We start from the raw sequence: 21720 nt of genomic DNA on the forward strand, positions 1-21720 counted from the left end.
TACTCACTTGGGCAACGGCTCAGCCGCAGCTGGGCAAATTCTTTTCCTGACGTTTGGCTTCACCCCACAGGGCGTCCAACTCTTCGAGGGTGCAATCTTCCATGGGACGACGGGTGTCGCGCAATGCCTGTTCGATAAAACGGAAACGTCTTTCAAACTTGGCGTTGGCGCCACGTAGCGCGGTTTCCGGATCGACCTTCAGGTGCCGGGCCAGATTGACCACGGAAAACAGCAGGTCGCCGATCTCGTCAGCCACCGCCTCTGCATCGTTTTCGGACATGGCTTCGAGCACTTCATCGAGCTCTTCACGCACCTTGTCCAACACCGGCAACGCATCCGGCCAGTCGAACCCGACCTGCCCAGCACGCTTTTGCAACTTCGCCGAACGCGACAGTGCCGGCAACGCGGCCGGTACGTCATCGAGCAGTGACAGCTGCTCGGGCGCGGCGGATTTCTCGGCGCGTTCTTCGGCCTTGATCTCTTCCCAGCGCTGCTTGACCTGCTCTTCGCTCAGGCGCGGCACATCCAGCGGCGCATACAGATCGCCGGTGGGAAACACGTGCGGATGGCGGCGGATCAGCTTGCGAGTGATGCTGTCGATCACCCCGGCGAATTCGAAGCGCCCTTCTTCCCTGGCCAACTGGCTGTAATAAACCACCTGAAACAGCAGATCGCCCAGTTCGCCCTGCAAGTGATCGAAGTCGCCCCGCTCGATGGCGTCGGCCACTTCGTAGGCTTCTTCGAGGGTGTGCGGGACGATGGTCGCGTAGGTTTGCTTGATGTCCCACGGGCAACCGTACTGCGGATCGCGCAGACGGCTCATCAGGTGGAGCAGGTCTTCAAGTGAATACATCTGTCTGTCTCTACAAGAACCTGTGGGAGCTGGCTTGCCAGCGATACAAACAACTCGGTCTCTCAGGAAAACCGAGGTGATGCAATCGCTGGCAAGCCAGCTCCCACAGGGATCGTGATCTCATCACGGGGTACGGTTACGCCGCGTCTCGATGATGTTCGGCAACTGCGAGATCCGCCCCAGCAAGCGTCCTAGTGCATCCAGCCCCGGGATCTCGATGGTCAGCGACATCAGCGCGGTGTTGTCTTCCTTGTTCGAGCGGGTGTTGACCGCCAGCACGTTGATGCGCTCGTTGAGCAGCACCTGCGAGACGTCACGCAGCAGACCGGAACGGTCGTAGGCGCGAATGACGATGTCCACCGGATAGGTGAGCACCGGCACCGGGCCCCAGCTGACCTGGATGATCCGCTCCGGCTCGCGCCCGGCCAGTTGCAGCACCGAGGCGCAGTCCTGACGGTGAATGCTCACGCCACGCCCCTGAGTGATATAGCCGACGATCGCGTCGCCCGGCAGCGGCTGGCAGCAGCCGGCCATCTGCGTCATCAGGTTGCCGACACCCTGAATCTGGATGTCGCCGCGCTTGCCCGGCTTGTAACCGGTGGCCTTGCGCGGGATCAGCTCCAGCTGTTCGTTGCCGCGTTCCGGCTCGACCAGTTGCTGCGCCAGGTTGACCAGTTGCGCCAGACGCAAGTCGCCGGCACCGAGAGCGGCGAACATGTCTTCGGCGGTTTTCATGTTGGCCTTTTCGGCCAGCTTGTCGAAATCCACCGCCGGCAGACCGAGGCGATTGAGTTCGCGTTCGATCAGAGTTTTACCGGCCGCGACGTTCTGGTCACGGGCCTGCAACTTGAACCAGTGAACGATTTTCGCCCGCGCCCGCGAGGTGGTGACGTAACCCAGGTTCGGGTTCAGCCAGTCGCGGCTCGGCGTACCGTGCTTGCTGGTGATGATCTCGACCTGTTCACCGGTCTGCAGGCTGTAGTTGAGCGGCACGATCCGCCCGTTGATCTTCGCGCCACGGCAGTTGTGACCGATTTCGGTGTGCACGCGGTAGGCAAAATCCAGCGGCGTCGCGCCTTTCGGCAGGTCGATGGCGTGGCCGTCCGGGGTGAAGATGTACACCCGATCCGGTTCGATATCGACCCGCAGCTGTTCGGCCAGACCACCGATATCGCCCAGCTCCTCGTGCCACTCGAGCACCTGACGCAGCCAGGAGATTTTCTCTTCGTAGTGGTTCGAGCCGGATTTGACGTCGGTGCCCTTGTAGCGCCAGTGCGCGCAGACGCCGAGTTCGGCCTCTTCGTGCATCGAGTGCGTACGGATCTGTACTTCCAGCACCTTGCCTTCCGGGCCGATTACCGCGGTGTGCAGCGAGCGGTAGCCGTTCTCTTTCGGGTTGGCGATGTAGTCGTCGAATTCTTTCGGGATGTGCCGCCACAGGGTGTGGACGATGCCGAGCGCGGTGTAGCAGTCGCGCATTTCCGGCACCAGCACGCGCACCGCGCGCACGTCGTAGATCTGGCTGAATTCCAGACCCTTGCGCTGCATTTTGCGCCAGATCGAATAGATGTGTTTGGCCCGGCCGCTGATGTCGGCGTCGACGCCGGTGGCCTGCAATTCGTCCTTGAGCTGGGTCATCACATCGCTGATGAACCGCTCGCGGTCCAGCCGTCGCTCGTGGAGCAGCTTGGCGATCTGTTTGTATTGATCGGGCTCCAGGTACCGGAAGGACAAATCCTCCAGTTCCCACTTGATATGACCGATGCCGAGCCTGTGCGCGAGCGGCGCATAGATGTCGAAAACTTCCCGGGCGACGCGGTTACGCTTCTCGTCATCGGCGGTTTTCACCGCACGAATGGCGCAGGTACGTTCGGCCAGTTTGATCAGCGCGACGCGAACATCATCGACCATCGCCACGAGCATCTTGCGCAGGTTTTCCACCTGACCCTGGGTGCCCATCACCATCGACTGGCGCGGGCTGAGGCTGGCACTGATCGCCGCCATGCGCTGCACGCCGTCGATCAGCTTGGCCACCACCGGGCCGAAGCGCTGGCCGACGGCCGCGAGCTCGATCTGGCCTTCGCGCACGCCGCGATACAGCACCGCCGCGACCAGCGAATCCTGATCGAGTTTGAGGTCGGCGAGGATCTCGGCGATCTCCAGTCCCGTGCTGAAACTGCCGGAGCCTTCGGCCCACAGATTCTTCTTGGCATTGGACTGCTGTTCGGCCTCGCGAGCGAACTCGCAGGCTTCCTTCAAGGCTTCGCGATCCAGTGCCATGTCGACACTGACCGCATGATCGAGCCAAGCCTCGAGATTGATACTGCCGTCAGTGTTGATCGGCTGGTGTGCTCTCACCTGTACCATGCTGCTTTACCTTCCCTACGACGCAGATTCAATGCGTCAAATCGCTGTCCCTCAACGCCCGTATGCGCTCGCGGGGCTAAAGCGAGCGCCGCCCGGACAGGTCAGACGGATTCAGACGAGCCATCCTGGCTCGCTTCAAATAACGCCATGGCCTCGACATGTGCCGTCTGAGGAAACATATCGAGAATCCCGGCACGTTTTAACCGGTAGCCCTGCTTGATCAATTCGACCGTATCGCGCGCCAGAGTTGCAGGGTTGCACGACACATAGACCAACCGTTTGGCACCCAGGGTCGCGAGCTTGCGCACCACCTCGAAAGCACCGTCACGCGGTGGGTCCAAGAGTACCGCAGAAAAGCCGTTTCCGATCCACTGGGCATCGGTCAAAGGCTGGGATAAATCGGCTTGAAAAAACTTTGTGTTATGCAAATTGTTGCTAGCAGCGTTTGCAGCGGCACGATCGACCATGGCCTGCACGCCCTCCACCGCCACCACTTCGCGCACGCTTTTGGCCAGCGGCAAGGCGAAGTTGCCCAGACCGCAGAACAGGTCGAGCACGCGCTCGTCACCGGTCGGCTTCAGCCAGTCCAGCGCCTGCGCGACCATCGCCTCGTTGACCCCGGCGTTGACCTGGATGAAATCCCCCGGCCGCCAGGCCAGATCCAGATTCCACTGCTCCAGGCGATAACCCAGCGACTGCGTGGCATCCACCGGTTGCGGCTCGCCTTCGCCATGCAGCCACAGCTGTGCTTCATGGAACTGGCAGAAATCCTTGAGGATCGTCAGGTCGGCTTCCGACAGCGGCGCCATGTGACGCAACAACACCGCCAGCGACGAACCACTGAACAACTCGACATGCCCCAGCGCCTGCGGTTTGCTCAAACGACGGAGCATCTCCGGCAAACGGGTCATGATCGGTTGCAAGGGCTGTACCAGCACCGGGCATTCATTGATGGCGACGATGTCCTGGCTGCCGGCGGCGCGGAAACCGACTTCAAGCTGCTTCGCCTTCATGTCCCAGCGCACGGCAATCCGCGCGCGGCGGCGATAGCCGAATTCCGGACCGGTCAACGGCGCCGCCCATTCTTCAGGCGCAACGCCTGCAACCTTCGACAACTGCTCGGCGAGCATGCGCTGTTTCAGGGCAAGCTGTTCGGTGTGGGGCAAGTGTTGCACGCTGCAACCGCCGCAACGGCCAGCGTGCTGACAGGCTGCCGGGCGACGCAACTCGCTGGCCTTGAACACGCGCTCGGTGCGCGCCTCGACCACTTTGCCGTGGGCGCCAAGCACCCGCGCCTCGACTTCTTCACCCGCCAGGGCGCCGAGGACGAACCAGGTTTTGCCTTCGAAAAACGCGATGCCGCGACCGTCATTGGCCAGGCGCTCGATGCTCAAGCGCTGTTTTTTGCCGGTCGGAATTTGCGCGGCCTTGCTGCCGCCGGTGGGCTGGAAGCGCAGGCCTCTCTCGTGCTTGGCCATCAGTTGGGCGCGTCGAAAATGCCGGTCGACAGATAACGGTCGCCACGGTCGCAGATGATCGCGACGATCACCGCGTTTTCAACTTCTTTGGACAGACGCAGCATCGCTGCCACCGCACCGCCCGAGGACACGCCACAGAAGATGCCTTCTTCGCGGGCCAGACGTCGGGTGACGTCCTCGGCTTCGCTTTGCGCCATGTCGACGATGCGGTCAACGCGGTCAGCCTGATAGATCTTCGGCAGGTATTCCTGCGGCCAGCGACGGATGCCGGGAATGGCCGAGCCTTCCATCGGCTGCAGCCCGATGATCTGCACGCTGTCGCTCTGCTCTTTCAAGTAGCGCGACACGCCCATGATGGTGCCGGTGGTGCCCATCGAACTGACGAAATGGGTGATGGTGCCCTGGGTCTGACGCCAGATTTCCGGGCCGGTGGTGGTGTAGTGCGCTTCCGGGTTATCCCCGTTGGCGAACTGGTCCAGCACCTTGCCACGGCCTTCGGCCTCCATCCGCTGGGCGAGATCGCGAGCGCCTTCCATACCCTCTTCCTGGCTGACCAGAATCAGCTCGGCACCGTAAGCGGTCATCGCCGCCTTGCGCTCGGCGCTGGAGTTGTCCGGCATGATCAGGATCATCTTGTAACCCTTGATCGCGGCGGCCATGGCCAGCGCAATCCCGGTGTTGCCCGAGGTCGCTTCGATCAGCGTGTCGCCGGCATGGATCTGCCCGCGCAGTTCGGCACGGGTAATCATCGACAGCGCCGGACGGTCCTTGACCGAACCCGCCGGGTTGTTCCCTTCGAGCTTGAGCAACAGAGTGTTGCTGGTGGCACCGGGCAGGCGCTGCAAACGCACCAGCGGAGTGTTGCCGACGCAATCGGCGATGGTTGGGTACTGCAGGGTCATGGCGTATTCGCAATCCAGACGTGCGGGGGCGCCTATCATACCGGCAAACGTTCGCAGGCCATATCACGCAAAGTGCGGTGCTTATGGTTTCTGGGAATAAGCAGAGAACTCAGCCTTCCTCTTGCCCTGCGACATTCATCGCATAGAACTCGTGCAATTTGGCTTGCAGCAATTGTTTGTCTGGCAACTGCACCTGATATTCCGCGATCAGCGCCGCAGACAAGCTGCGGTTGAGGGCGTACTCGACGACCTCATCCTCCTTGCTGGCGCACAGCAATACGCCGATGGCCGGATTCTCGTGAGGTTTGCGAACACCGCGATCCAGCGCTTCAAGGTAGAAATTCAGCTTGCCCAGATATTCAGGCTCAAAACGTCCGACCTTGAGCTCGATGGCGACAAGACAGTTGAGCCCACGATGGAAGAACAGCAGATCAAGGGCGAAATCACGGCCGCCCACTTGCACCGGATACTCCGAACCGACGAAGCAGAAATCGCGCCCCAACTCGATCAGAAATTCCTTCAGCCGCCCTAGCAAACCTCGATGCAGATCGGTTTCGGCGTGCACGCCGGGCAGATCGAGAAACTCGACCATGTAGGCGTCACGGAAGATCTCGAGCGCAGCGGGATGAGTCTGTTTGAGGACAGCAGAAGCCTTTGCTGGCTGGGTGACACTGCGTTCGAAGAGCGCAGCCTTGAGCTGGCGTTCGAGTTCGCGCTTTGACCACTTTTCCTGAATCGCCATGCGGACGTAGAACTCGCGTTCTTCTGGACGTTTGCTTTGGCTGAAAATGATCAAATTGTGAGACCAAGACAATTGTCGCACCAGTGGTGCGACTTTTTCTTCAGCGTGATAAGTCTCGTAGAACTGGCACATGCGGAACAAGTTCGAACGGGTAAACCCACGCAGCCCTGGCTGCGTTCGAGCCAGATGTTCGGCCAGTTGCCTAACCACCGCAGCGCCCCACTCAGCGCGAGCGATCTTGCGACTGATGTACCCCCCCACCTGCCAGTACAACTCGATCAGTTGAGTATTTACTGCCTGCACGGCTTGCTGCCTGGCGTTCTGAATCAGCGCCAGTACTTCATTGAAACGGTTATCGGAGGCATTGCCGGGGATGTCGGTTGCAGTCATGACCAGTTCCTTGAGGACGAGCGGAGCCCCGAGAATAAACGGTCAAGGACGGGTTAAAACGTCGATAAAGTCCTTTAGGAAAGGTCGTACAAAAATACGCGAACCCTCCCGCATGGGCTGACAGTGGTGAAGCGAAATTCCCTATCGCGAGCAGGCTCACTCCTACAGATGGCGTTTGCTATTCACACAATCTGCGGACGACCGACACCCACTGTGGGGGCGAGCCTGCTCGCGATAGCATCAGTCGATGCAACACCATCGTCAGCCACCAATCGCAAATTCAACCGCAACCCGGCCCCACCATTCTCCGCCCACAACATCCCACCCTGCCTTTGCACCGCATTCCTCGCAATGCTCAGCCCCAGACCAAACCCACCATCCCCCGGGCGCGAGCCGTCGAGGCGGGTGAAGGGTGAGAAGATCCGCTGCAGGTCGCCCTCGGCCACACCGCCGCCCTGATCTTCCAGCCACAGGTGCCAGTAGTCGCCATCGCGCCGCCCATCAAGACGAACGATGCCGCCCTCGGGGGAATGACGAATGGCGTTGCGCAAAATGTTCTCCAGCGCCTGTGCCAAAGTATTGAGATGGCCGCGCACCCAGCACGACGCCGGCACCGCGCATTGCAATTGCAGGCTCGGCCAGCCGCTTTCATAACAGGCATTATCGGTGAGCATTTCCCACAAGGCCTGAATCTGGATCGCCTCGTCCGGCAGCGGCGCACGTTCGGTGTCGAGCCACGCCAGTTGCAGGGTGTCTTCGACCAGTCGTTGCATGCCGTCGACTTCACGGCCGATGCGTTCGCGCAGTTGCAACAGATCCTGCTCGCTCTCACTGGCCACCCGCAGCCGACTCAACGGCGTGCGCAGCTCGTGGGACAAATCACGCAGCAGTTGCTGTTGCAGGGCGACGGTGGATTGCAGGCGTTCGGACATCGAGTCGAAGGCCCGGGCCAGCTCGCCGAGTTCGTCCGGGCGCTGGGTAATGCCGCTCGACAGGCGCACATTCAATTGATCGGCGCGCCACGCATTGGCCTGCTCACGCAGGTTGTTCAGCGGCACCACCAGCAAGCGATACAGGCCGACACACAGCAGCAAGGTGAACAGCCCCGGAATCACCCCGTTGGTGATCACCCGCCAGAACACCCGGTATTTCCCCGGCAGGAATCGCTCGGGCAACTCGATCACCAGACTGCCGGCAGACGGGTCCTGGGGAAACGGCACCCGCAGCCACGGCCGACCCTTCTTGTGGATCGGCCAGTCGAGGCCGCGCAAAAAGGTCAGGTGCTGGATTTCCTGTTCATTCAGCGGCTCGCTGCTCATCGACTGCAGATTGCGGTCGATCACCCCGACCCATGCGGCTTCGCGCAGCTCCATGCTCTGCAACCAGTTATCGACCCCGTCACGCTCGCCGCGTTGCCACGCCCGCTCGGCTTCGCCGGCATAGCGGCTCAGCGTGCCGCGCGCCTCATCGGAGAGGAACTGGTTGCGCTCTTCCATGTAGCGGCCCCACGACCAACTGAGCCAGATCATCAGCAGACAGAACGCCACCAGCAGAAACGCCAGTTTCCAGAACAGCGAATACCGTCCCGGCAGGTCAGAGACTTTCATCGGACGCACTCAGCACATAACCCTTGCCCCACACCGTGCGCACTTCCCGCTCGGTGTAACCGATGGCCTTGAGTTTGCGGCGGATCTGGCTGATGTGCATGTCGAGGCTGCGGTCGTGGGCCGCGTAGCCGCGCTGCAAAACGTGCTGATAAAGGAAAGCCTTGCTCAGCACTTCTTCGTCGTTGCGATTGAGGGTTTCCAGCAAACGGTATTCGCTTCGGGTCAGGCCGGCGGCTTGCGCGTTATAGAAGACTTCGCATTGTTCGTCGTCGAAACGCAGTGCGCCGTGGATCGCCGCTGGTGCAATGGCTGCCGGGCGCCGATCCAGCGCCACCCGACGCAGAATGGCTTCAATGCGCACATGCAACTCGGCCATGCTGAACGGCTTGGGCAGGTAGTCATCGGCGCCCAGACGAAAGCCGCTGATGCGATCGGCCTCGGCGCCCAGCGCCGACATCAGCAGCACTGGCGTCGAATGGCTTTGACGCAATTGCGTCAGCACCTTCAGGCCGTCGAGCCCCGGCAACAGAATGTCCATCAGCACCACGTCGAACGGCTGGTGACGCGCGATGTTCAGCCCCTCCTGACCGTTCTGGCACCAGGTCACCGCAAAGCCGCTACGGCCCAGATGTTCGTGAACGTAGGCGCCCAGCACCGGGTCGTCCTCGATGGCAAGAATGCGTGGCGAATCGATGGAGACAAGAGTCATGAGTATCTGCAAATAATTCTCAGTTGGCCGATTATTCAAGATTGCCCGCCATCGGGCAACCCAAGGTTGACCGGCCGGACAAACGAACCGTGACCTGCTGACCGATGCCGAGATGATTTTTCCGAAGATTGCCTGCCTGCAAATCGCTACACTGCGCCCATGTCGCGTGCCGGATGCACGTGCGAGTCAACAGTTCAGCGGGATGCAGGAGATGGGTGTGCTCAAGAAACTGGGAATCAAAGGTCGCGTATTGTTGCTGACCCTGTTGCCGACCAGCCTGATGGCGTTGGTCCTCGGGGGCTATTTCACCTGGATGCAACAGTCCGATCTGCAGACCCAACTGATGCAGCGCGGTGAAATGATCGCCGAGCAACTGGCGCCGCTGGTGGCGCCCGCCATGGGCCACGGCAACACCGATTTGCTGGAACGCATCGCCACCCAGTCCCTCGAACAACCCGACGTGCGCGCCGTCACCTTCCTCGCCCCCGACCGCACACCGCTGGCGCACGCCGGCCCGACCATGCTCAATCAGGCGCCTAGCGGCGACAGTGCACAACTGCAACGGCGCAGCGGCAATGACGCCACCCGCTATCTGATGCCGGTATTCGGCAAGCATCGCAACCTTGCCGGCGACGTCATCCCGCAAGAGTCCGAGCGCCTGCTCGGCTGGGTCGAACTGGAGCTGTCGCACAACGGCATGCTGCTGCGCGGTTATCGCAGCCTGTTTGCCAGCCTTTTGCTGATCGCCGCTGGCCTGGCCGGCGCGGCCCTGCTCGCGTTGCGCATGGGCCGCACCATCAATCGCCCGCTGAGCCAGATCAAACACGCGGTCGCCCAGCTCAAGGACGGTCATCTGGAAACCCGCCTGCCACCGCTCGGCAGTCAGGAACTGGACGAGTTGGCCTCGGGCATCAACCGCATGGCCGGCACCTTGCAGAACGCTCGCGAAGAACTGCAGCACAGCGTCGATCAGGCCACCGAAGACGTGCGGCAGAATCTGGAAACCATCGAGATCCAGAACATCGAACTGGATCTTGCGCGCAAAGAGGCACTGGAAGCGAGCCGGATCAAATCCGAGTTCCTCGCCAACATGAGCCACGAGATCCGCACCCCGCTCAACGGCATTCTCGGTTTCACGCATCTGTTGCAGAAAAGCGAATTGACGCCGCGCCAGCTCGACTATCTGGGCACTATCGAAAAGTCTGCCGACAGCCTGCTCGGGATCATCAACGAGATCCTCGACTTCTCGAAGATCGAGGCCGGCAAACTGGTGCTCGACCATATCCCGTTCAACCTGCGCGACCTGTTGCAGGACACTCTGACGATTCTGGCGCCGGCGGCCCACGCCAAGCAGTTGGAGCTGGTGAGTCTGGTCTATCGCGACACGCCGCTGTCGCTGGTCGGCGATCCGCTGCGCCTGAAACAGATCCTCACCAACCTGGTCAGCAATGCGATCAAATTCACCCGCGAAGGCACCATCGTCGCCCGCGCCATGCTTGAAGAAGAGCATGAAGACAGCGTGCAGTTGCGCATCAGCATTCAGGACACCGGCATCGGCCTGTCGAGTCAGGATGTGCGCGCGTTGTTCCAGGCCTTCAGTCAGGCCGACAACTCGCTGTCGCGCCAGCCCGGCGGCACCGGTCTGGGGCTGGTGATTTCCAAGCGCCTGATCGAACAGATGGGCGGCGAAATCGGCGTCGACAGCACCCCGGGCGAAGGCTCGGAGTTCTGGATCAGCCTGAGCCTGCCGAAAGCCCGCGACGACAGCGAAGACCTGCCAGCGCCGCCGCTGCTCGGACGGCGTGTGGCGGTGCTGGAAAATCACGAACTGGCGCGTCAGGCGTTGCAGCATCAACTGGAAGACTGCGGCCTCGACGTCACGCCGTTCAATACGCTGGAGAGCCTGACCAACGGTGTCACCGGCGCGCACCAGACCGATCAGGCCATCGACCTTGCGGTGCTCGGCATCACCAGCAACGACATGCTCCCGGAGCGCCTGAACCAGCACATCTGGGATCTGGAACACCTGGGTTGCAAAGTGCTGGTGCTGTGCCCGACCACCGAACAGACGCTGTTCCATCTCTCGGTGCCCAACCCACACAGCCAGCTGCAGGCCAAACCGGCCTGCACGCGCAAATTGCGTCGGGCGCTGGCGGATCTGGCCAATCCGCGCCAGCCGCGCAACGAGCCGGGCGAACCGCTGTCGAGTCGCGCACCGAAAGTGCTGTGCGTCGACGACAACCCGGCCAACCTGTTGCTGGTGCAGACCCTGCTCGAAGACATGGGCGCCAAGGTGCTTGCGGTGGAAAGCGGCTACGCGGCGGTCAAAGCGGTGCAGAGCGAGTCCTTCGATCTGGTGCTGATGGACGTGCAGATGCCGGGCATGGACGGACGCCAGACCACCGAAACCATCCGCCAGTGGGAAAGCGAACGGCATTGCACGCCGCTGCCGATCGTCGCCCTCACCGCTCATGCCATGGCCAACGAAAAACGCGCCCTGCTGCAAAGCGGCATGGATGACTACCTGACCAAACCGATCAGCGAACGGCAACTGGCGCAAGTGGTGCTGAAATGGACCGGTCTGGCCTTGCGCAATCAGGGGACGGAGCGGGCCAGCGACAGCGCGGCGGGCGCCAATGAGTTGCCGGTGCTCGACCACGAAGAAGGCCTGCGTCTGGCCGCCGGCAAGGCCGATCTGGCGGCGGACATGTTGGCCATGCTGCTCGCCTCGCTGGAAGCCGACCGCGAAGCGATTCGCGCCGCCAGTGAAGCGCGTGATCAGAACGCATTGATCGAGCGCGTGCATCGCCTGCACGGCGCGACCCGGTATTGCGGCGTCCCACAATTACGCGCGGCCTGTCAGCGCAGTGAAACCCTGCTCAAACAGGGCGATCCCAAAGCCGTGGCGGCGCTGGAAGAGCTGGAGCGGGCGATCAATCGCCTCGCGACCCAAGCCAGGATCAGCGCCTGATCCACGGCAATGCCGGCAACGGCATCCGCCGTTAAAGTGGTGGCCGTCAACGCTGACTCGCCACCCCGTTCCAGGAGGAATTCATGCGCACGCTCGTTTTCAGCAGCCAGACCTACGACCGCGACAGCTTCCTCGCCGCCGCCTGTCCGGCCGGGATAGAATTGCACTTTCAGCCGGCCCGGCTCAGTCTCGACACCGCTGCTTTGGCCGACCAGCATGAGGTGGTCTGCGCCTTCATCAACGATGACCTCAGTGCGCCGGTGCTGGAGCGCCTTGCCGCCGGTGGCACGCGGCTGATCGCCCTGCGTTCGGCGGGCTACAACCATGTCGACCTGCTCGCCGCGAAACGCCTCGGGCTGGCCGTGGTGCGGGTCCCGGCCTACTCGCCGCATGCGGTGGCCGAACATGCGGTGGCGCTGATTCTGGCGCTCAACCGGCGCCTGCACCGCGCCTACAACCGCACCCGCGAAGGCGATTTCACCCTGCACGGCCTGACCGGTTTCGATCTGGTGGGCAAAACCGTGGGGATTGTCGGCACCGGGCAGATCGGCGCGACGTTCGCGAAAATCATGCACGGTTTCGGTTGTGAATTGCTGGCCTACGACCCGTATCCAAACCCCGAGGTGGTGGCCTTGGGCGCACGTTACCTGAGTCTGCCGGAGCTGCTCGCGCAGTCACGGATCATCAGCCTGCACTGCCCGCTCAACGCCCAGAGCAAACACTTGATCAACCGCGAGTCACTGGCACACCTGCAACCGGGGGCGATGCTGATCAACACCGGCCGCGGCGGCCTGGTGGACACGCCGGCGCTGATCGACGCCTTGAAGGACGGCCAGCTGGGCTATCTGGGACTAGATGTGTATGAAGAGGAGGCGCAGCTGTTTTTCGAGGATCGCAGCGACTTGCCGTTGCAGGATGACGTGCTGGCGCGGCTGCTGACCTTCCCGAATGTGATCATCACCGCGCATCAGGCGTTTCTGACCCACGAGGCGCTGGGCGCAATTGCCGCGACCACCCTGCACAACATCGCGACCTGGGCCGCAGGCGCGCCGCAGAACCAGGTCGAAGGTTGAAGGCTTGCCGGTTTACTTCGGCGACAGCGAAGAAGCCAGGATCAACAGCGCCAGCCAGCCAAAACCGAAAAAGCGCTGCTTCATCGAGTGGCCGTTACGCAGCAGGAACCAGACAAAGACCATCGGCAACAGAAACACCATGATTTTCAACCAGCCTTCCACCAGCCGCGAACCGTCGGCGTTGGCTTGAAGTTGAGGTGCGGGTTCCGGTTGCCGACGGCGGCGACCGACCGCCGCCGGTGAAACTCGCGGCGCGGGCTCAGGGGCTGCTGGCGGGATAAACGCCTCGGGCACGGATTTGTTGCGCGGCAGGCTGCCAAATGAAATTGTCGCGGCGGCTTGCGCCGGTGTATGCGGGGGCTGCTGCGCCATCGGAGCACCACAATGAATGCACGCCTTGACTTCAGAGCTGATGCTCCGCTTGCATTCATAACATTCGATCAGCGCCATGTTCCGTTCCCTCAGAGTGAAGGGCGGCAGTTTGCCATGAGCGCCAGCCGATTTGAACCGGATCGAAGGTCGCACACGTACGCCATCCTGTAATCCAGCCCGTGCTAGCATGTCGCGCAGATTTGGAGGACCCATGGTCGAACACGATTTCCGCTACACCCTGATGAACCCGCAACACACCCTCACCGAATGCCGCGCCCTCGTACCGGGCCGCTATCAGGTCACCGGCAACGGTGGCTCGATCCGCAACGGTGACGTCCTGTTGGTCACCCTCAAAGGCAGCAAGGACTTGTCCATGCGCCTGACCGTCGACTCCGTGCGCCACCTGATCAATCCGCCGGGCCAATGGACCGCGGTGACCACCGGCCCGGTGTTCGGTGAACTGGCGATCCACACCTGGCAGGTCAACTGCGACAGCTGCGCCAAAGAGCTGAACTTCGAGTTCGCCGTGGACGCCAAGCTGGGCAAGACCGCCGAGAAACCGGCCGCCACGGCGCGCATCGCCGAGCTGGGCTGGAAAGCCGTCGGCGACAAGCATCTGTGCCCGAAATGTCAGGAGCCTGCGTGATGAAACGCCTTGCCCTGCCGCTGCTGGTCGGTGCCGCTCTGGTGGGCTGCGCCGCAGAGCCGGTGCAATTGCAGCAGAACCGCAGCTACATTCTGGAATGGATCGGCGAGCGGCCATTGATGGATTACAGCCATCTGACCGTGACCCTCGGCGACGATGGCCGCGCGTATGGCAATGGCGGCTGCAACCACTGGTTCGCACCGTACACCCTCGACGGCGACAAGCTGAGCTTCGGCCCGATCGGCAAGACCCGCAAACTCTGCGCGCCGGCGCTGATGGAGCAAGAACAACGCTTCCTGCAGGCGCTGCAAGGTGTCGAGCGCTGGGACATCTCGCCGATCGAACAGATGCGCTTCTGGCCGGCCGAAGGCAAGCCGCTGCGCTGGTGGCTGGAAGAGGGCTGATCGTTCAGCCACAGAAAAGATCGCAGCCTGCGGCAGCTCCTACAAGGTCATGAGTACACCTGTAGGAGCTGCCGCAGGCTGCGATCTTTTTTCTGAACGCCATTTACTGTGGCGAGGGAGCTTGCTCCCGCTCGACTGCGCAGCAGTCGCAAAATCGTCAACCGCACGTTGTCACAGACACCGAGTCAGCAGGGTTTGGGGCTGCTTCGCCGCCCAGCGGGAGCAAGCTCCCTCGCCACAAAAGCCCATTCAGCTCATTTTGTCGCCTGTAACGCCTCAAGCTTGGCCATCACCCCCGCCGCCGTCTGCTCGCCCATCAACTGTTCGCGCACCTTGCCCTTGTTGTCGATGATGTAGGTCACCGGCAGGGCTTCACTGCGCGGCAGGTCGAACAGGTCGGCCGGATCCTGCGCCAGCACGGTGAACTTGATGCCCAGTTTCTCGCTGGCGCTTTTCAGGTCTTCACCCTGGACGTTGTCGAAGTTGACCCCGAACACGCCGATGTTGTTGCCCTTCAGTTCGTCGGCCAGATGATTGAGCTCGGGAATTTCCGTGCGGCACGGGCCGCACCACTCGGCCCAGTAATTGAGCACTACCCATTGCTTGTCCAGACGCTCGGACGCGACTTTCTGACCGTTCTGGTCAATGCCGTAGTCGTTGCCGCAGCCCCCCAGCATCAACGCCCCGATTATCGTCAATGCCGCTGCCAATCGCCGTGTCATGTCATGTTCCCTGGTCAAAAATTGAAGGCGCCTGCGACCCATCGCCTCTGAAGGTTCTGGATTGCGCGCTGCACAGTTAGAATAGCCGCCACTTTACGCCAGAAGCGACCCGCCATGACCGATCTGACGCTTTATCACAATCCGCGCTGCTCGAAATCCCGCGGCGCGCTGGAACTTCTTGAGGCCCGTGGCCTGACCCCGAACGTGGTGCGTTACCTGGAAACGCCGCTGAACGCCGCGCAGATCAAGGCCTTGCTCGGCAAGCTGGGCATCAGTGCACGGCAACTGCTGCGCAGCGGAGAAGATGAATACAAAATGCTTCAGCTGGCTGACGAGAGCCTCAGCGAAGCGCAATTGATCGACGCCATCGCTCAGCACCCAAAACTGATGGAACGGCCAATTCTTGAAGTCGGCGACAAAGCCGTGATCGGTCGTCCGCCGGAAAATGTGCTGGAGTTGTTGCCGTGAGCTCGCCGTACATTCTGGTTCTTTATTACAGCCGCAGCGGCTCGACCAACGAAATGGCGCGGCAGATTGCCCGAGGGGTCGAACAGGCCGGCCTCGAAGCACGCCTGCGTACCGTGCCGGCAATCTCCACCGAGTGCGAAGCGGTCTCCCCGGATATCCCCGACGAAGGTGCGCTGTACGCCACCCTCGATGATCTGAAGAACTGCGCCGGCCTCGCTCTTGGCAGCCCGACCCGCTTCGGCAACATGGCTGCACCGCTGAAGTACTTCCTCGACGGCACCAGCAACCTGTGGCTGACCGGTGCGCTGGTCGGCAAACCGGCCGGCGTGTTCACCTCCACCGCCAGCCTGCACGGCGGCCAGGAAACCACCCTGCTGTCGATGATGCTGCCGCTGTTGCACCACGGCATGCTGATCACCGGCCTGCCGTACAGCGAATCGGCACTGCTGGAAACCCAGGGCGGCGGCACGCCGTATGGCGCCAGCCACCACGCCGGGGCCGATGGCAAAAAAGGTCTCGATCAACACGAGATGGCGCTGTGTCGCGCACTCGGCGCACGCCTGGCGAAAACCGCGCAAAAACTGGAGGGTTGAGCGTGGCGAAGAAGCCGAAAGTCCTGCCCTCCGTCGAGTGGCTCGAACCCCGCGTCAAGGCGATGCGGATCGTCAGCCTGTTGTGCTTCTTCGGCCTCGCCGGGCTGCTTGCCGCTTACTACCTGGTGTTCGCCGACCTGCATGGCGCCCGACCTTGGGTGATCCTGCTGGTCGAGCTGATCCCGTGGCTGATCCTTGCGCCGGGGATGCTGATGGGCAACGCGCGTGCGCACTCGTGGATGTGTTTTGTGGTGAATCTGTATTTCATCAAGGGCGCATTGGCGGCGTATGACCCGAACCGACAGCTGTTTGGCGTGCTGGAGATGGCCGCGAGCCTGGCGCTGTTCTGCTCGGCGCTGCTGTATGTGCGGTGGCGGTATCAGTTGAATCGCAAGCTGGCTGGCGAGGGCGAGATTTCCGTCGCTTGACAGATCGCTATCGCTGGCAAGCCAGCTCCCACAGTTTTTGTGTCGATCACAGAATTGTGATTCAACAAGGATCCTGTGGGAGCTGGCTTGCCAGCGATTGAAGCGACTCGATGTCAGTGATTGACGGTGTACGCCAGCATCATCGAAATCTGGCTCATCGGCCGACCGCCACTCTGTTCATGCCACTGGTTGAAAGCGTTCTGCACAATCGCCAGATCGCGCAGACTGGTCGGCACCTTGTCGACGATCTTCTGTGCATTCAGCGCGGCGACCACGTCGTAACTCGGCACGAAGGTGTCCTTGCCGACCATGCGCAAGAAGCGTGGTGCCGACAGCCCGCCCAACTGACTTCCGTGCTTTTTCAGATAGGTCCACAGACCGACGATATCGGTCACCGGCCAGTCGGCGATCAGCGCGCCGAAACTGCCCTTCTCCTTCTCGACATCAAGGATGAACTGCGCATTGCGCGGCACGCTCTTGAGCTTGCCCAGGTGACGAATGATCCGCGCATCCTGCATCAGGCGTTCGAGGTGTTCGGCGCTCATCAGCACGACTTTTTCCGGGTCGAACTTGAAGAACACTTCTTCGAAGGCCGGCCACTTGGCGTCCACCAGACTGTGCTTGAGTCCGGCGCGGAACACGCGCAGGGCCATGGTCGAGAGGTAGCGATCGTCGCTGATCTTGCGCAGTTGCGCGGGAATTTTGGGAACGGGCAGATGGGCTTCCAGTTCAGCCGCCGAACCGAAGCGGTTCAGACAGTATTCGTGCAGCCACTTGTAATCGCGCATGCCCTCTCCTAATGAATAAAACAAAAAACCAATGTGGGAGCGGCCCTGTGGTGAGGGGATTTAGCGAAACGTCGCACCGCCCCGATGGGCTGCGCAGCGGCCCCAGCTTTTCTGGGGAGCTTCGCTCCTCATCGGGGATAAATCCCCTCACCACAGGGCTCACTCCCACAATGATTGTGCTTACAGATTGACCACGTTGACAAAGCGCGAAGCCGCCGTCTCGTCGATCTTCAGGCTGGTGAAGTCGAACAGGTTGCGGTCGGCCAGTTGCGACGGCACCACGTTCTGCAGACTGCGGAAGATGCTCTCAGTTCGGCCCGGAGTCTTGCGCTCCCAGTCCTGAAGCATTTCCTTGACCACCTGACGCTGCAGGTTTTCCTGCGAACCGCAGAGGTTGCACGGGATGATCGGGAATGCCTTGAAGTCCGAGTAGGCCTGGATGTCTTTCTCGTTGCAGTAGGCCAGCGGACGGATCACCACGTTGCGCCCGTCATCGGCGCGCAGCTTGGGCGGCATCGCCTTGAGGGTGCCGTTGAAGAACATGTTGAGGAAGAACGTCTCGACGATGTCGTCACGGTGGTGACCGAGGGCCATTTTGGTCGCGCCGATTTCGTCAGCAAAGGTGTACAGCGTGCCGCGACGCAGACGCGAGCACAGCGAGCAGGTGGTCTTGCCTTCCGGCACCAGTTCCTTGACCACCGAGTAGGTGTCTTTCTCGACGATGTGGTACTCGACGCCCAGCTCTTTCAGGTAGGCCGGCAACACGTGCTCGGGGAAGCCCGGTTGCTTCTGGTCCATGTTCACCGCGACGATGTCGAACTTGATCGGTGCAACCTTCTGCAGGTGCAGCAGCACGTCGAGCATGGTGTAACTGTCCTTGCCCCCGGACAGGCAGACCATGACCTTGTCGCCGTCTTCGATCATGTTGAAATCGGCGACCGCTTCGCCGGCCAGGCGGCGCAGGCGCTTTTGCAGTTTGTTCTGGTTGACCGTAAGAGTGCCCATGACGCGAAATCCGTGAGGTGTGACGAAAGGCGGGCATTTTACGCAAAAACCCACCGGGGGCGAAGGGCCGCGGTCGCATTGACTCACCTCCCCTGTGGCGAGGGAGCTTGCTCCCGCTGAGGTGCAAAGCGCCTCCAAACCCGCACCCGCTATTTTCCTGACACACCGAACCGGAAGGATGGGCGACTGCTGCGCAGCCGAGCGGGAGCAAGCTCCCTCGCCACAGAAGTGATCCGGCCTCAAATGTGCAAGACCCTGCCGCGATTACGCCCCCTGTTTACAGCGCGATTTGCTCTAAGCCCCTAGTCCCTGTGCGGTTAAGTCCTTTCTATACTGCGACATAAGGTCGCACACATCTGAAGACCTGAATTTGCTCGGCCACCTTGGCCCGTAGGCGCTCCGCTGGGGGGCGATGGCAATAACAAGAGGAGTGACTGGCATGATCCATCACGTAGTGGGACTTTTTACCCACCCCGATCAGGAATGGAAGGAAATCCGTGGCGACCAAGAGGAAAGCATCAGCCACATGTACCTGACGCACACGCTGATTCTGGCGGCGATTCCGGCGATTTCGGCGTTTATCGGCACCACGCAGGTCGGCTGGGTGATCGGCAACCGCGCGCCGGTGATGCTCACCGTCGAAAGTGCGATCTGGATGACGGTGATGTCGTACCTGGCGATGCTCGGCGGGGTCGCGGTGATGGGCGCCTTCGTGCACTGGATGGCGCGCACCTACGACGCCAATCCGAGCCTGGCCCGTTGCGTGGCCTTCGCTACCTACACCGCGACGCCGTTGTTCGTCGGCGGGCTGGCGGCGCTGTATCCGCACATGTGGCTGGGGATGATCGTCGGCACGGCGGCCATCTGCTACACGGTGTACCTGCTCTACGTGGGGCTGCCGACGTTCATGAACATTCCGTCGGACGAAGGCTTCCTGTTTTCCAGCTCGGTGCTGGCGGTGGGTCTGGTGGTGCTGGTGGCCATCATGGCGTTCACCGTGATTGTCTGGGGCCTCGGCGTGGGGCCGGTGTACACCAACTGACAGGCTTCAACCCCGAGAAAAACAAGATCTGCCAATACAGGCCGCCGCAAGGCGGCCTTCTCGTATGCAGGATGACCATTCGGCAGGTCAGCGATTCGCAAGTCCGGGAGGTTGCGGCATACTCGACGCCTCTGGAGATCCATCAAGCATGCCCGAGCAACTCAATACCCGCGTCGAAGACTGTTACCAACTCGCTGAAGCCTTTTTCAAACGTCATTTCCAACGCCCCGTCGTCAGCCTCAAGCTGCGCGGGCAAAAAGCCGGTGTTGCGCATCTGCACGAGAACCTGCTGCGCTTCAACCCGCAGCTGTACCGGGAAAACACCGAACACTTCCTCAAGCAGACCGTGGCCCACGAAGTCGCGCACCTGATCGCCCATCAACTGTTCGGCGACCGCATCCAGCCCCACGGCGAGGAGTGGCAACTGATCATGCGTGGGGTTTACGAGCTGCCGCCGGATCGCTGCCACACCTACGCAATCAAACGCCGCAGCGTGACCCGCTACATCTACAAATGCCCGTGCGCCGACAGTGATTTTCCGTTTTCGGCGCAGCGTCATAGCCTGGTAAGGCAGGGGCGGCGGTATTTGTGCCGGCGTTGTCGCAACACCTTGGTGTTCAGTGGTGAGATGCGCGTCGAATAGCAGGTTCGTTGCTGCATTGGAGGGCCTCATCGCTGGCAAGCCAGCTCCCACAGGTTTTGTGTCGTACACAGAGTCTGTGAACACCCCGAAAAACTGTGGGAGCTGGCTTGCCAGCGAAGAGGTCGGTACAGACGCTAGAGAATCACCTTGGCACGCCGCAACTCGGCAATCCGCTCAGCACCAAACCCCAACTCCCCCAAGACCTGCTCCGTATGCTGCCCCAACCCCGCCCCGACATGCCGCGGCGCCGGCAGCGCCTCGGAAAACTTCAACGGACAGGCAATCTGCGCCTGGGTCGTGCCATCGCCACGCGGCACCTGAGTCACCAGTTCCCGCGCCTGCAACTGCGGATGCTGCAGCGCCTCGCTCAGGTTCAGCACCGGCTCGACACAAGCATCAACCCCGGCGAACAGCTCGCACAGTTCGGCAAAATCGTGTTTCTCGAATTCAACTTTCAGCGCGTCCTTCAATAACCGTTGCTGCTCGGGTTTTGGCGACAAGCCCTGCGCCGCCAGCTCCGGCCGGCCCAACGCCGAACACAGTTGCTGCATGAACCCCGGTTCCAGACTGCCCACCGACAACCAGCGCCCGTCGCGAGTGCGGTAGTAGTCGTAGAAGCTGCCGCCATTGAGCATCTGCTCTTCCCAGTGCGGCTCCTCGCCACAGGCCAGATACCCGGCGCCAGCCATGGCGTTCAGGCTGAAGGCGCAATCGGTCATGCTCACGTCCAGGTGCGTGCCCTGCCCGCTCTGCTGCCGGGCGATGACCGCCGCCAGCAGGCCGATCACCCCATGCAGCGAACCACCTGCGATATCCGCCACCTGCATGCCCAGCGGCAACGGCCCGCTGTCGGCACGACCGGTGTAGCTGGAGAGCCCGGCCAGTGCGAGGTAGTTGATGTCATGCCCGGCGCGATCCATGTACGGCCCGGTCTGGCCGTAGCCGGTGATCGACACGTAAATCAGTTTCGGGTTGATCGCCTTCAGCGCCTCGTACCCCAGGCCCAGACGCTCCATCACACCGGGACGAAACTGCTCGAGCACGATGTCGTAGTCGGCCAGCAACTGCCTGACCACCTCCAGCGCCTCCGGCTGCTTGAGATCCAGCGCTAGGCTGCGCTTGTTACGGTTGAGGTAAGCGTGGCTGGCGGACATGCCCTGATCGTGGGGCGGCAATACCCGCAGCAGGTCCATGCGCGTCGGCGATTCGATGCGCAGGACTTCGGCGCCCATGTCCGCCAGCAACAGCGAGGCGAACGGCCCCGGCAGCAGGGTCGAGAAATCCAGAATCTTCAGTGAGGCCAGCGGCGCGGACATGGGCGATCTCCTAGGGCGATACACCCAGCCTAGGCAGCGCTGCCGCGCACGGCAATCACCGGATGCATCAGCGGCAGTGACCGTAATGCTCAAATCGCAGGCAATAAAAAACCTGCCAAAGCAGGTTTTTCAGGACACCTGTGGCGAGGGAGCTTGCTCCCGCTGGGGCGCGAAGCGGCCCCGCTCGTCAAAGAGGGCCTG

The 21720-nt window shown here is 61.7% G+C and carries 21 protein-coding genes; 9 read left to right on the forward strand and 12 right to left on the reverse strand.

Annotated elements, in window-relative coordinates:
• Positions 1–19: 19 nt before the first annotated feature.
• The 7 genes from mazG to ABV589_RS07225 all read right to left on the reverse strand — a co-directional run bounded on the left by mazG (position 20) and on the right by ABV589_RS07225 (position 9048).
• The gene (gene mazG / locus ABV589_RS07195; protein WP_367085399.1) at positions 20–853 is read right to left on the reverse strand and encodes a nucleoside triphosphate pyrophosphohydrolase; all 834 of its coding nucleotides are present in this window, start codon (positions 851–853) and stop codon (positions 20–22) included.
• A gap of 123 nt (positions 854–976) precedes the next feature.
• Positions 977–3220 carry a GTP diphosphokinase gene (gene relA, locus ABV589_RS07200; RefSeq protein ID WP_007968720.1) on the reverse strand — a complete coding sequence of 748 codons (2244 nt, stop codon included), beginning with the start codon at positions 3218–3220 and terminating at the stop codon, positions 977–979.
• A 101-nt stretch (positions 3221–3321) separates the two neighbouring features.
• Positions 3322–4698, reverse strand: coding sequence for a 23S rRNA (uracil(1939)-C(5))-methyltransferase RlmD (gene rlmD / locus ABV589_RS07205; RefSeq protein WP_367085400.1), 1377 nt, complete (start codon positions 4696–4698; stop codon positions 3322–3324).
• Positions 4698–5600 (reverse strand): cysteine synthase CysM, encoded by a 903-nt coding sequence (cysM, locus tag ABV589_RS07210; protein WP_027612303.1) that lies wholly within the window; start codon positions 5598–5600, stop codon positions 4698–4700. The genes rlmD and cysM overlap by 1 nt, the downstream gene beginning before the upstream one ends.
• Positions 5601–5709: 109 nt before the next feature.
• The gene (locus ABV589_RS07215) at positions 5710–6732 is read right to left on the reverse strand and encodes a PDDEXK nuclease domain-containing protein (protein ID WP_367085401.1); all 1023 of its coding nucleotides are present in this window, start codon (positions 6730–6732) and stop codon (positions 5710–5712) included.
• A 182-nt stretch (positions 6733–6914) separates the two neighbouring features.
• Positions 6915–8339 carry a sensor histidine kinase gene (locus tag ABV589_RS07220; protein ID WP_367085402.1) on the reverse strand — a complete coding sequence of 475 codons (1425 nt, stop codon included), beginning with the start codon at positions 8337–8339 and terminating at the stop codon, positions 6915–6917.
• Complete coding sequence (locus ABV589_RS07225; protein WP_367085403.1) at positions 8326–9048, reverse strand: response regulator transcription factor; 723 nt, start codon at positions 9046–9048, stop codon at positions 8326–8328. The genes ABV589_RS07220 and ABV589_RS07225 overlap by 14 nt, the downstream gene beginning before the upstream one ends.
• Before the next feature lie 217 nt (positions 9049–9265).
• On the opposite strand from ABV589_RS07225, the gene ABV589_RS07230 reads away from it, so the two are divergent.
• Together ABV589_RS07230 and ABV589_RS07235 are read left to right on the forward strand one after the other, a co-directional pair.
• Positions 9266–12019 carry a response regulator gene (locus ABV589_RS07230; RefSeq protein ID WP_367085404.1) on the forward strand — a complete coding sequence of 918 codons (2754 nt, stop codon included), beginning with the start codon at positions 9266–9268 and terminating at the stop codon, positions 12017–12019.
• 83 nt (positions 12020–12102) lie between these two features.
• Positions 12103–13092, forward strand: coding sequence for a 2-hydroxyacid dehydrogenase (locus ABV589_RS07235; protein WP_367085405.1), 990 nt, complete (start codon positions 12103–12105; stop codon positions 13090–13092).
• Positions 13093–13104: 12 nt separating this feature from the next.
• Here the strand turns inward: ABV589_RS07235 and ABV589_RS07240 are convergent, their stop codons facing one another.
• Complete coding sequence (locus ABV589_RS07240; protein ID WP_367085406.1) at positions 13105–13542, reverse strand: hypothetical protein; 438 nt, start codon at positions 13540–13542, stop codon at positions 13105–13107.
• Positions 13543–13675: 133 nt separating this feature from the next.
• On the opposite strand from ABV589_RS07240, the gene ABV589_RS07245 reads away from it, so the two are divergent.
• Positions 13676–14110 (forward strand): hypothetical protein, encoded by a 435-nt coding sequence (locus ABV589_RS07245; protein WP_367085407.1) that lies wholly within the window; start codon positions 13676–13678, stop codon positions 14108–14110.
• A complete protein-coding gene (locus ABV589_RS07250) occupies positions 14110–14514 on the forward strand; it encodes an META domain-containing protein (RefSeq protein WP_007968709.1) in 405 nt (134 codons plus the stop codon). Before ABV589_RS07245 ends, ABV589_RS07250 begins: the two co-directional genes overlap by 1 nt.
• A 254-nt stretch (positions 14515–14768) precedes the next feature.
• Here ABV589_RS07250 and ABV589_RS07255 read toward each other — a convergent pair whose 3' ends face one another.
• Positions 14769–15236, reverse strand: coding sequence for a TlpA disulfide reductase family protein (locus ABV589_RS07255; RefSeq protein WP_367085408.1), 468 nt, complete (start codon positions 15234–15236; stop codon positions 14769–14771).
• Between the two features lie 114 nt (positions 15237–15350).
• Here ABV589_RS07255 and arsC point away from each other — a divergent pair, with 114 nt between their 5' ends.
• From arsC to ABV589_RS07270, 3 genes are read left to right on the forward strand one after another with little or no spacing between them, the layout of a single operon-like run.
• A complete protein-coding gene (gene arsC, locus ABV589_RS07260; RefSeq protein ID WP_367085409.1) occupies positions 15351–15704 on the forward strand; it encodes an arsenate reductase (glutaredoxin) in 354 nt (117 codons plus the stop codon).
• Entirely contained in the window at positions 15701–16297 is a 597-nt protein-coding gene (gene wrbA, locus ABV589_RS07265) for an NAD(P)H:quinone oxidoreductase (RefSeq protein ID WP_367085410.1), read from the forward strand. The genes arsC and wrbA overlap by 4 nt, the downstream gene beginning before the upstream one ends.
• A gap of 2 nt (positions 16298–16299) precedes the next feature.
• Positions 16300–16725, forward strand: coding sequence for a DUF2069 domain-containing protein (locus ABV589_RS07270; protein ID WP_135296356.1), 426 nt, complete (start codon positions 16300–16302; stop codon positions 16723–16725).
• 113 nt (positions 16726–16838) lie between these two features.
• Here ABV589_RS07270 and ABV589_RS07275 read toward each other — a convergent pair whose 3' ends face one another.
• The gene (locus tag ABV589_RS07275) at positions 16839–17513 is read right to left on the reverse strand and encodes a DNA-3-methyladenine glycosylase I (RefSeq protein WP_367085411.1); all 675 of its coding nucleotides are present in this window, start codon (positions 17511–17513) and stop codon (positions 16839–16841) included.
• A gap of 180 nt (positions 17514–17693) precedes the next feature.
• On the reverse strand, positions 17694–18518 hold the full coding sequence (gene ttcA, locus ABV589_RS07280; RefSeq protein WP_047599702.1) for a tRNA 2-thiocytidine(32) synthetase TtcA: 825 nt from the start codon (positions 18516–18518) through the stop codon (positions 17694–17696).
• Positions 18519–18957: 439 nt separating this feature from the next.
• Between ttcA and ABV589_RS07285 the strand changes: the two genes are divergently transcribed.
• Together ABV589_RS07285 and ABV589_RS07290 are read left to right on the forward strand one after the other, a co-directional pair.
• Positions 18958–19560, forward strand: coding sequence for a Yip1 family protein (locus ABV589_RS07285; RefSeq protein WP_053122787.1), 603 nt, complete (start codon positions 18958–18960; stop codon positions 19558–19560).
• A 148-nt stretch (positions 19561–19708) separates the two neighbouring features.
• Positions 19709–20203: a SprT family zinc-dependent metalloprotease gene (locus ABV589_RS07290; protein ID WP_003227192.1), complete on the forward strand. Its 495-nt coding sequence runs from the start codon at positions 19709–19711 to the stop codon at positions 20201–20203.
• A 134-nt stretch (positions 20204–20337) separates the two neighbouring features.
• On the opposite strand, the gene ABV589_RS07295 is transcribed toward ABV589_RS07290, so the two are convergent.
• Positions 20338–21519 carry a CaiB/BaiF CoA-transferase family protein gene (locus ABV589_RS07295; RefSeq protein WP_367085412.1) on the reverse strand — a complete coding sequence of 394 codons (1182 nt, stop codon included), beginning with the start codon at positions 21517–21519 and terminating at the stop codon, positions 20338–20340.
• Between the last annotated feature and the right edge of the window lie 201 nt (positions 21520–21720).

This window comes from Pseudomonas sp. HOU2 (assembly GCF_040729435.1).
In the GTDB taxonomy this organism is placed as follows: Bacteria; Pseudomonadota; Gammaproteobacteria; order Pseudomonadales; family Pseudomonadaceae; genus Aquipseudomonas.

Bases quoted from the DNA above. Each gene is read 5' to 3' on its own strand.
- mazG (WP_367085399.1), bottom strand. From the start codon at position 853: ATGTATTCACTTGAAGACCTGCTCCACCTGATGAGCCGTCTGCGCGAT.
- relA (WP_007968720.1), bottom strand. From the start codon at position 3,220: ATGGTACAGGTGAGAGCACACCAGCCGATCAACACTGACGGCAGTATC.
- rlmD (WP_367085400.1), bottom strand. From the start codon at position 4,698: ATGGCCAAGCACGAGAGAGGCCTGCGCTTCCAGCCCACCGGCGGCAGC.
- cysM (WP_027612303.1), bottom strand. From the start codon at position 5,600: ATGACCCTGCAGTACCCAACCATCGCCGATTGCGTCGGCAACACTCCG.
- ABV589_RS07215 (WP_367085401.1), bottom strand. From the start codon at position 6,732: ATGACTGCAACCGACATCCCCGGCAATGCCTCCGATAACCGTTTCAAT.
- ABV589_RS07220 (WP_367085402.1), bottom strand. From the start codon at position 8,339: ATGAAAGTCTCTGACCTGCCGGGACGGTATTCGCTGTTCTGGAAACTG.
- ABV589_RS07225 (WP_367085403.1), bottom strand. From the start codon at position 9,048: ATGACTCTTGTCTCCATCGATTCGCCACGCATTCTTGCCATCGAGGAC.
- ABV589_RS07235 (WP_367085405.1), top strand. From the start codon at position 12,103: ATGCGCACGCTCGTTTTCAGCAGCCAGACCTACGACCGCGACAGCTTC.
- ABV589_RS07240 (WP_367085406.1), bottom strand. From the start codon at position 13,542: ATGGCGCTGATCGAATGTTATGAATGCAAGCGGAGCATCAGCTCTGAA.
- ABV589_RS07245 (WP_367085407.1), top strand. From the start codon at position 13,676: ATGGTCGAACACGATTTCCGCTACACCCTGATGAACCCGCAACACACC.
- ABV589_RS07250 (WP_007968709.1), top strand. From the start codon at position 14,110: ATGAAACGCCTTGCCCTGCCGCTGCTGGTCGGTGCCGCTCTGGTGGGC.
- ABV589_RS07255 (WP_367085408.1), bottom strand. From the start codon at position 15,236: ATGACACGGCGATTGGCAGCGGCATTGACGATAATCGGGGCGTTGATG.
- arsC (WP_367085409.1), top strand. From the start codon at position 15,351: ATGACCGATCTGACGCTTTATCACAATCCGCGCTGCTCGAAATCCCGC.
- ABV589_RS07275 (WP_367085411.1), bottom strand. From the start codon at position 17,513: ATGCGCGATTACAAGTGGCTGCACGAATACTGTCTGAACCGCTTCGGT.
- ttcA (WP_047599702.1), bottom strand. From the start codon at position 18,518: ATGGGCACTCTTACGGTCAACCAGAACAAACTGCAAAAGCGCCTGCGC.
- ABV589_RS07285 (WP_053122787.1), top strand. From the start codon at position 18,958: ATGATCCATCACGTAGTGGGACTTTTTACCCACCCCGATCAGGAATGG.
- ABV589_RS07290 (WP_003227192.1), top strand. From the start codon at position 19,709: ATGCCCGAGCAACTCAATACCCGCGTCGAAGACTGTTACCAACTCGCT.
- ABV589_RS07295 (WP_367085412.1), bottom strand. From the start codon at position 21,519: ATGTCCGCGCCGCTGGCCTCACTGAAGATTCTGGATTTCTCGACCCTG.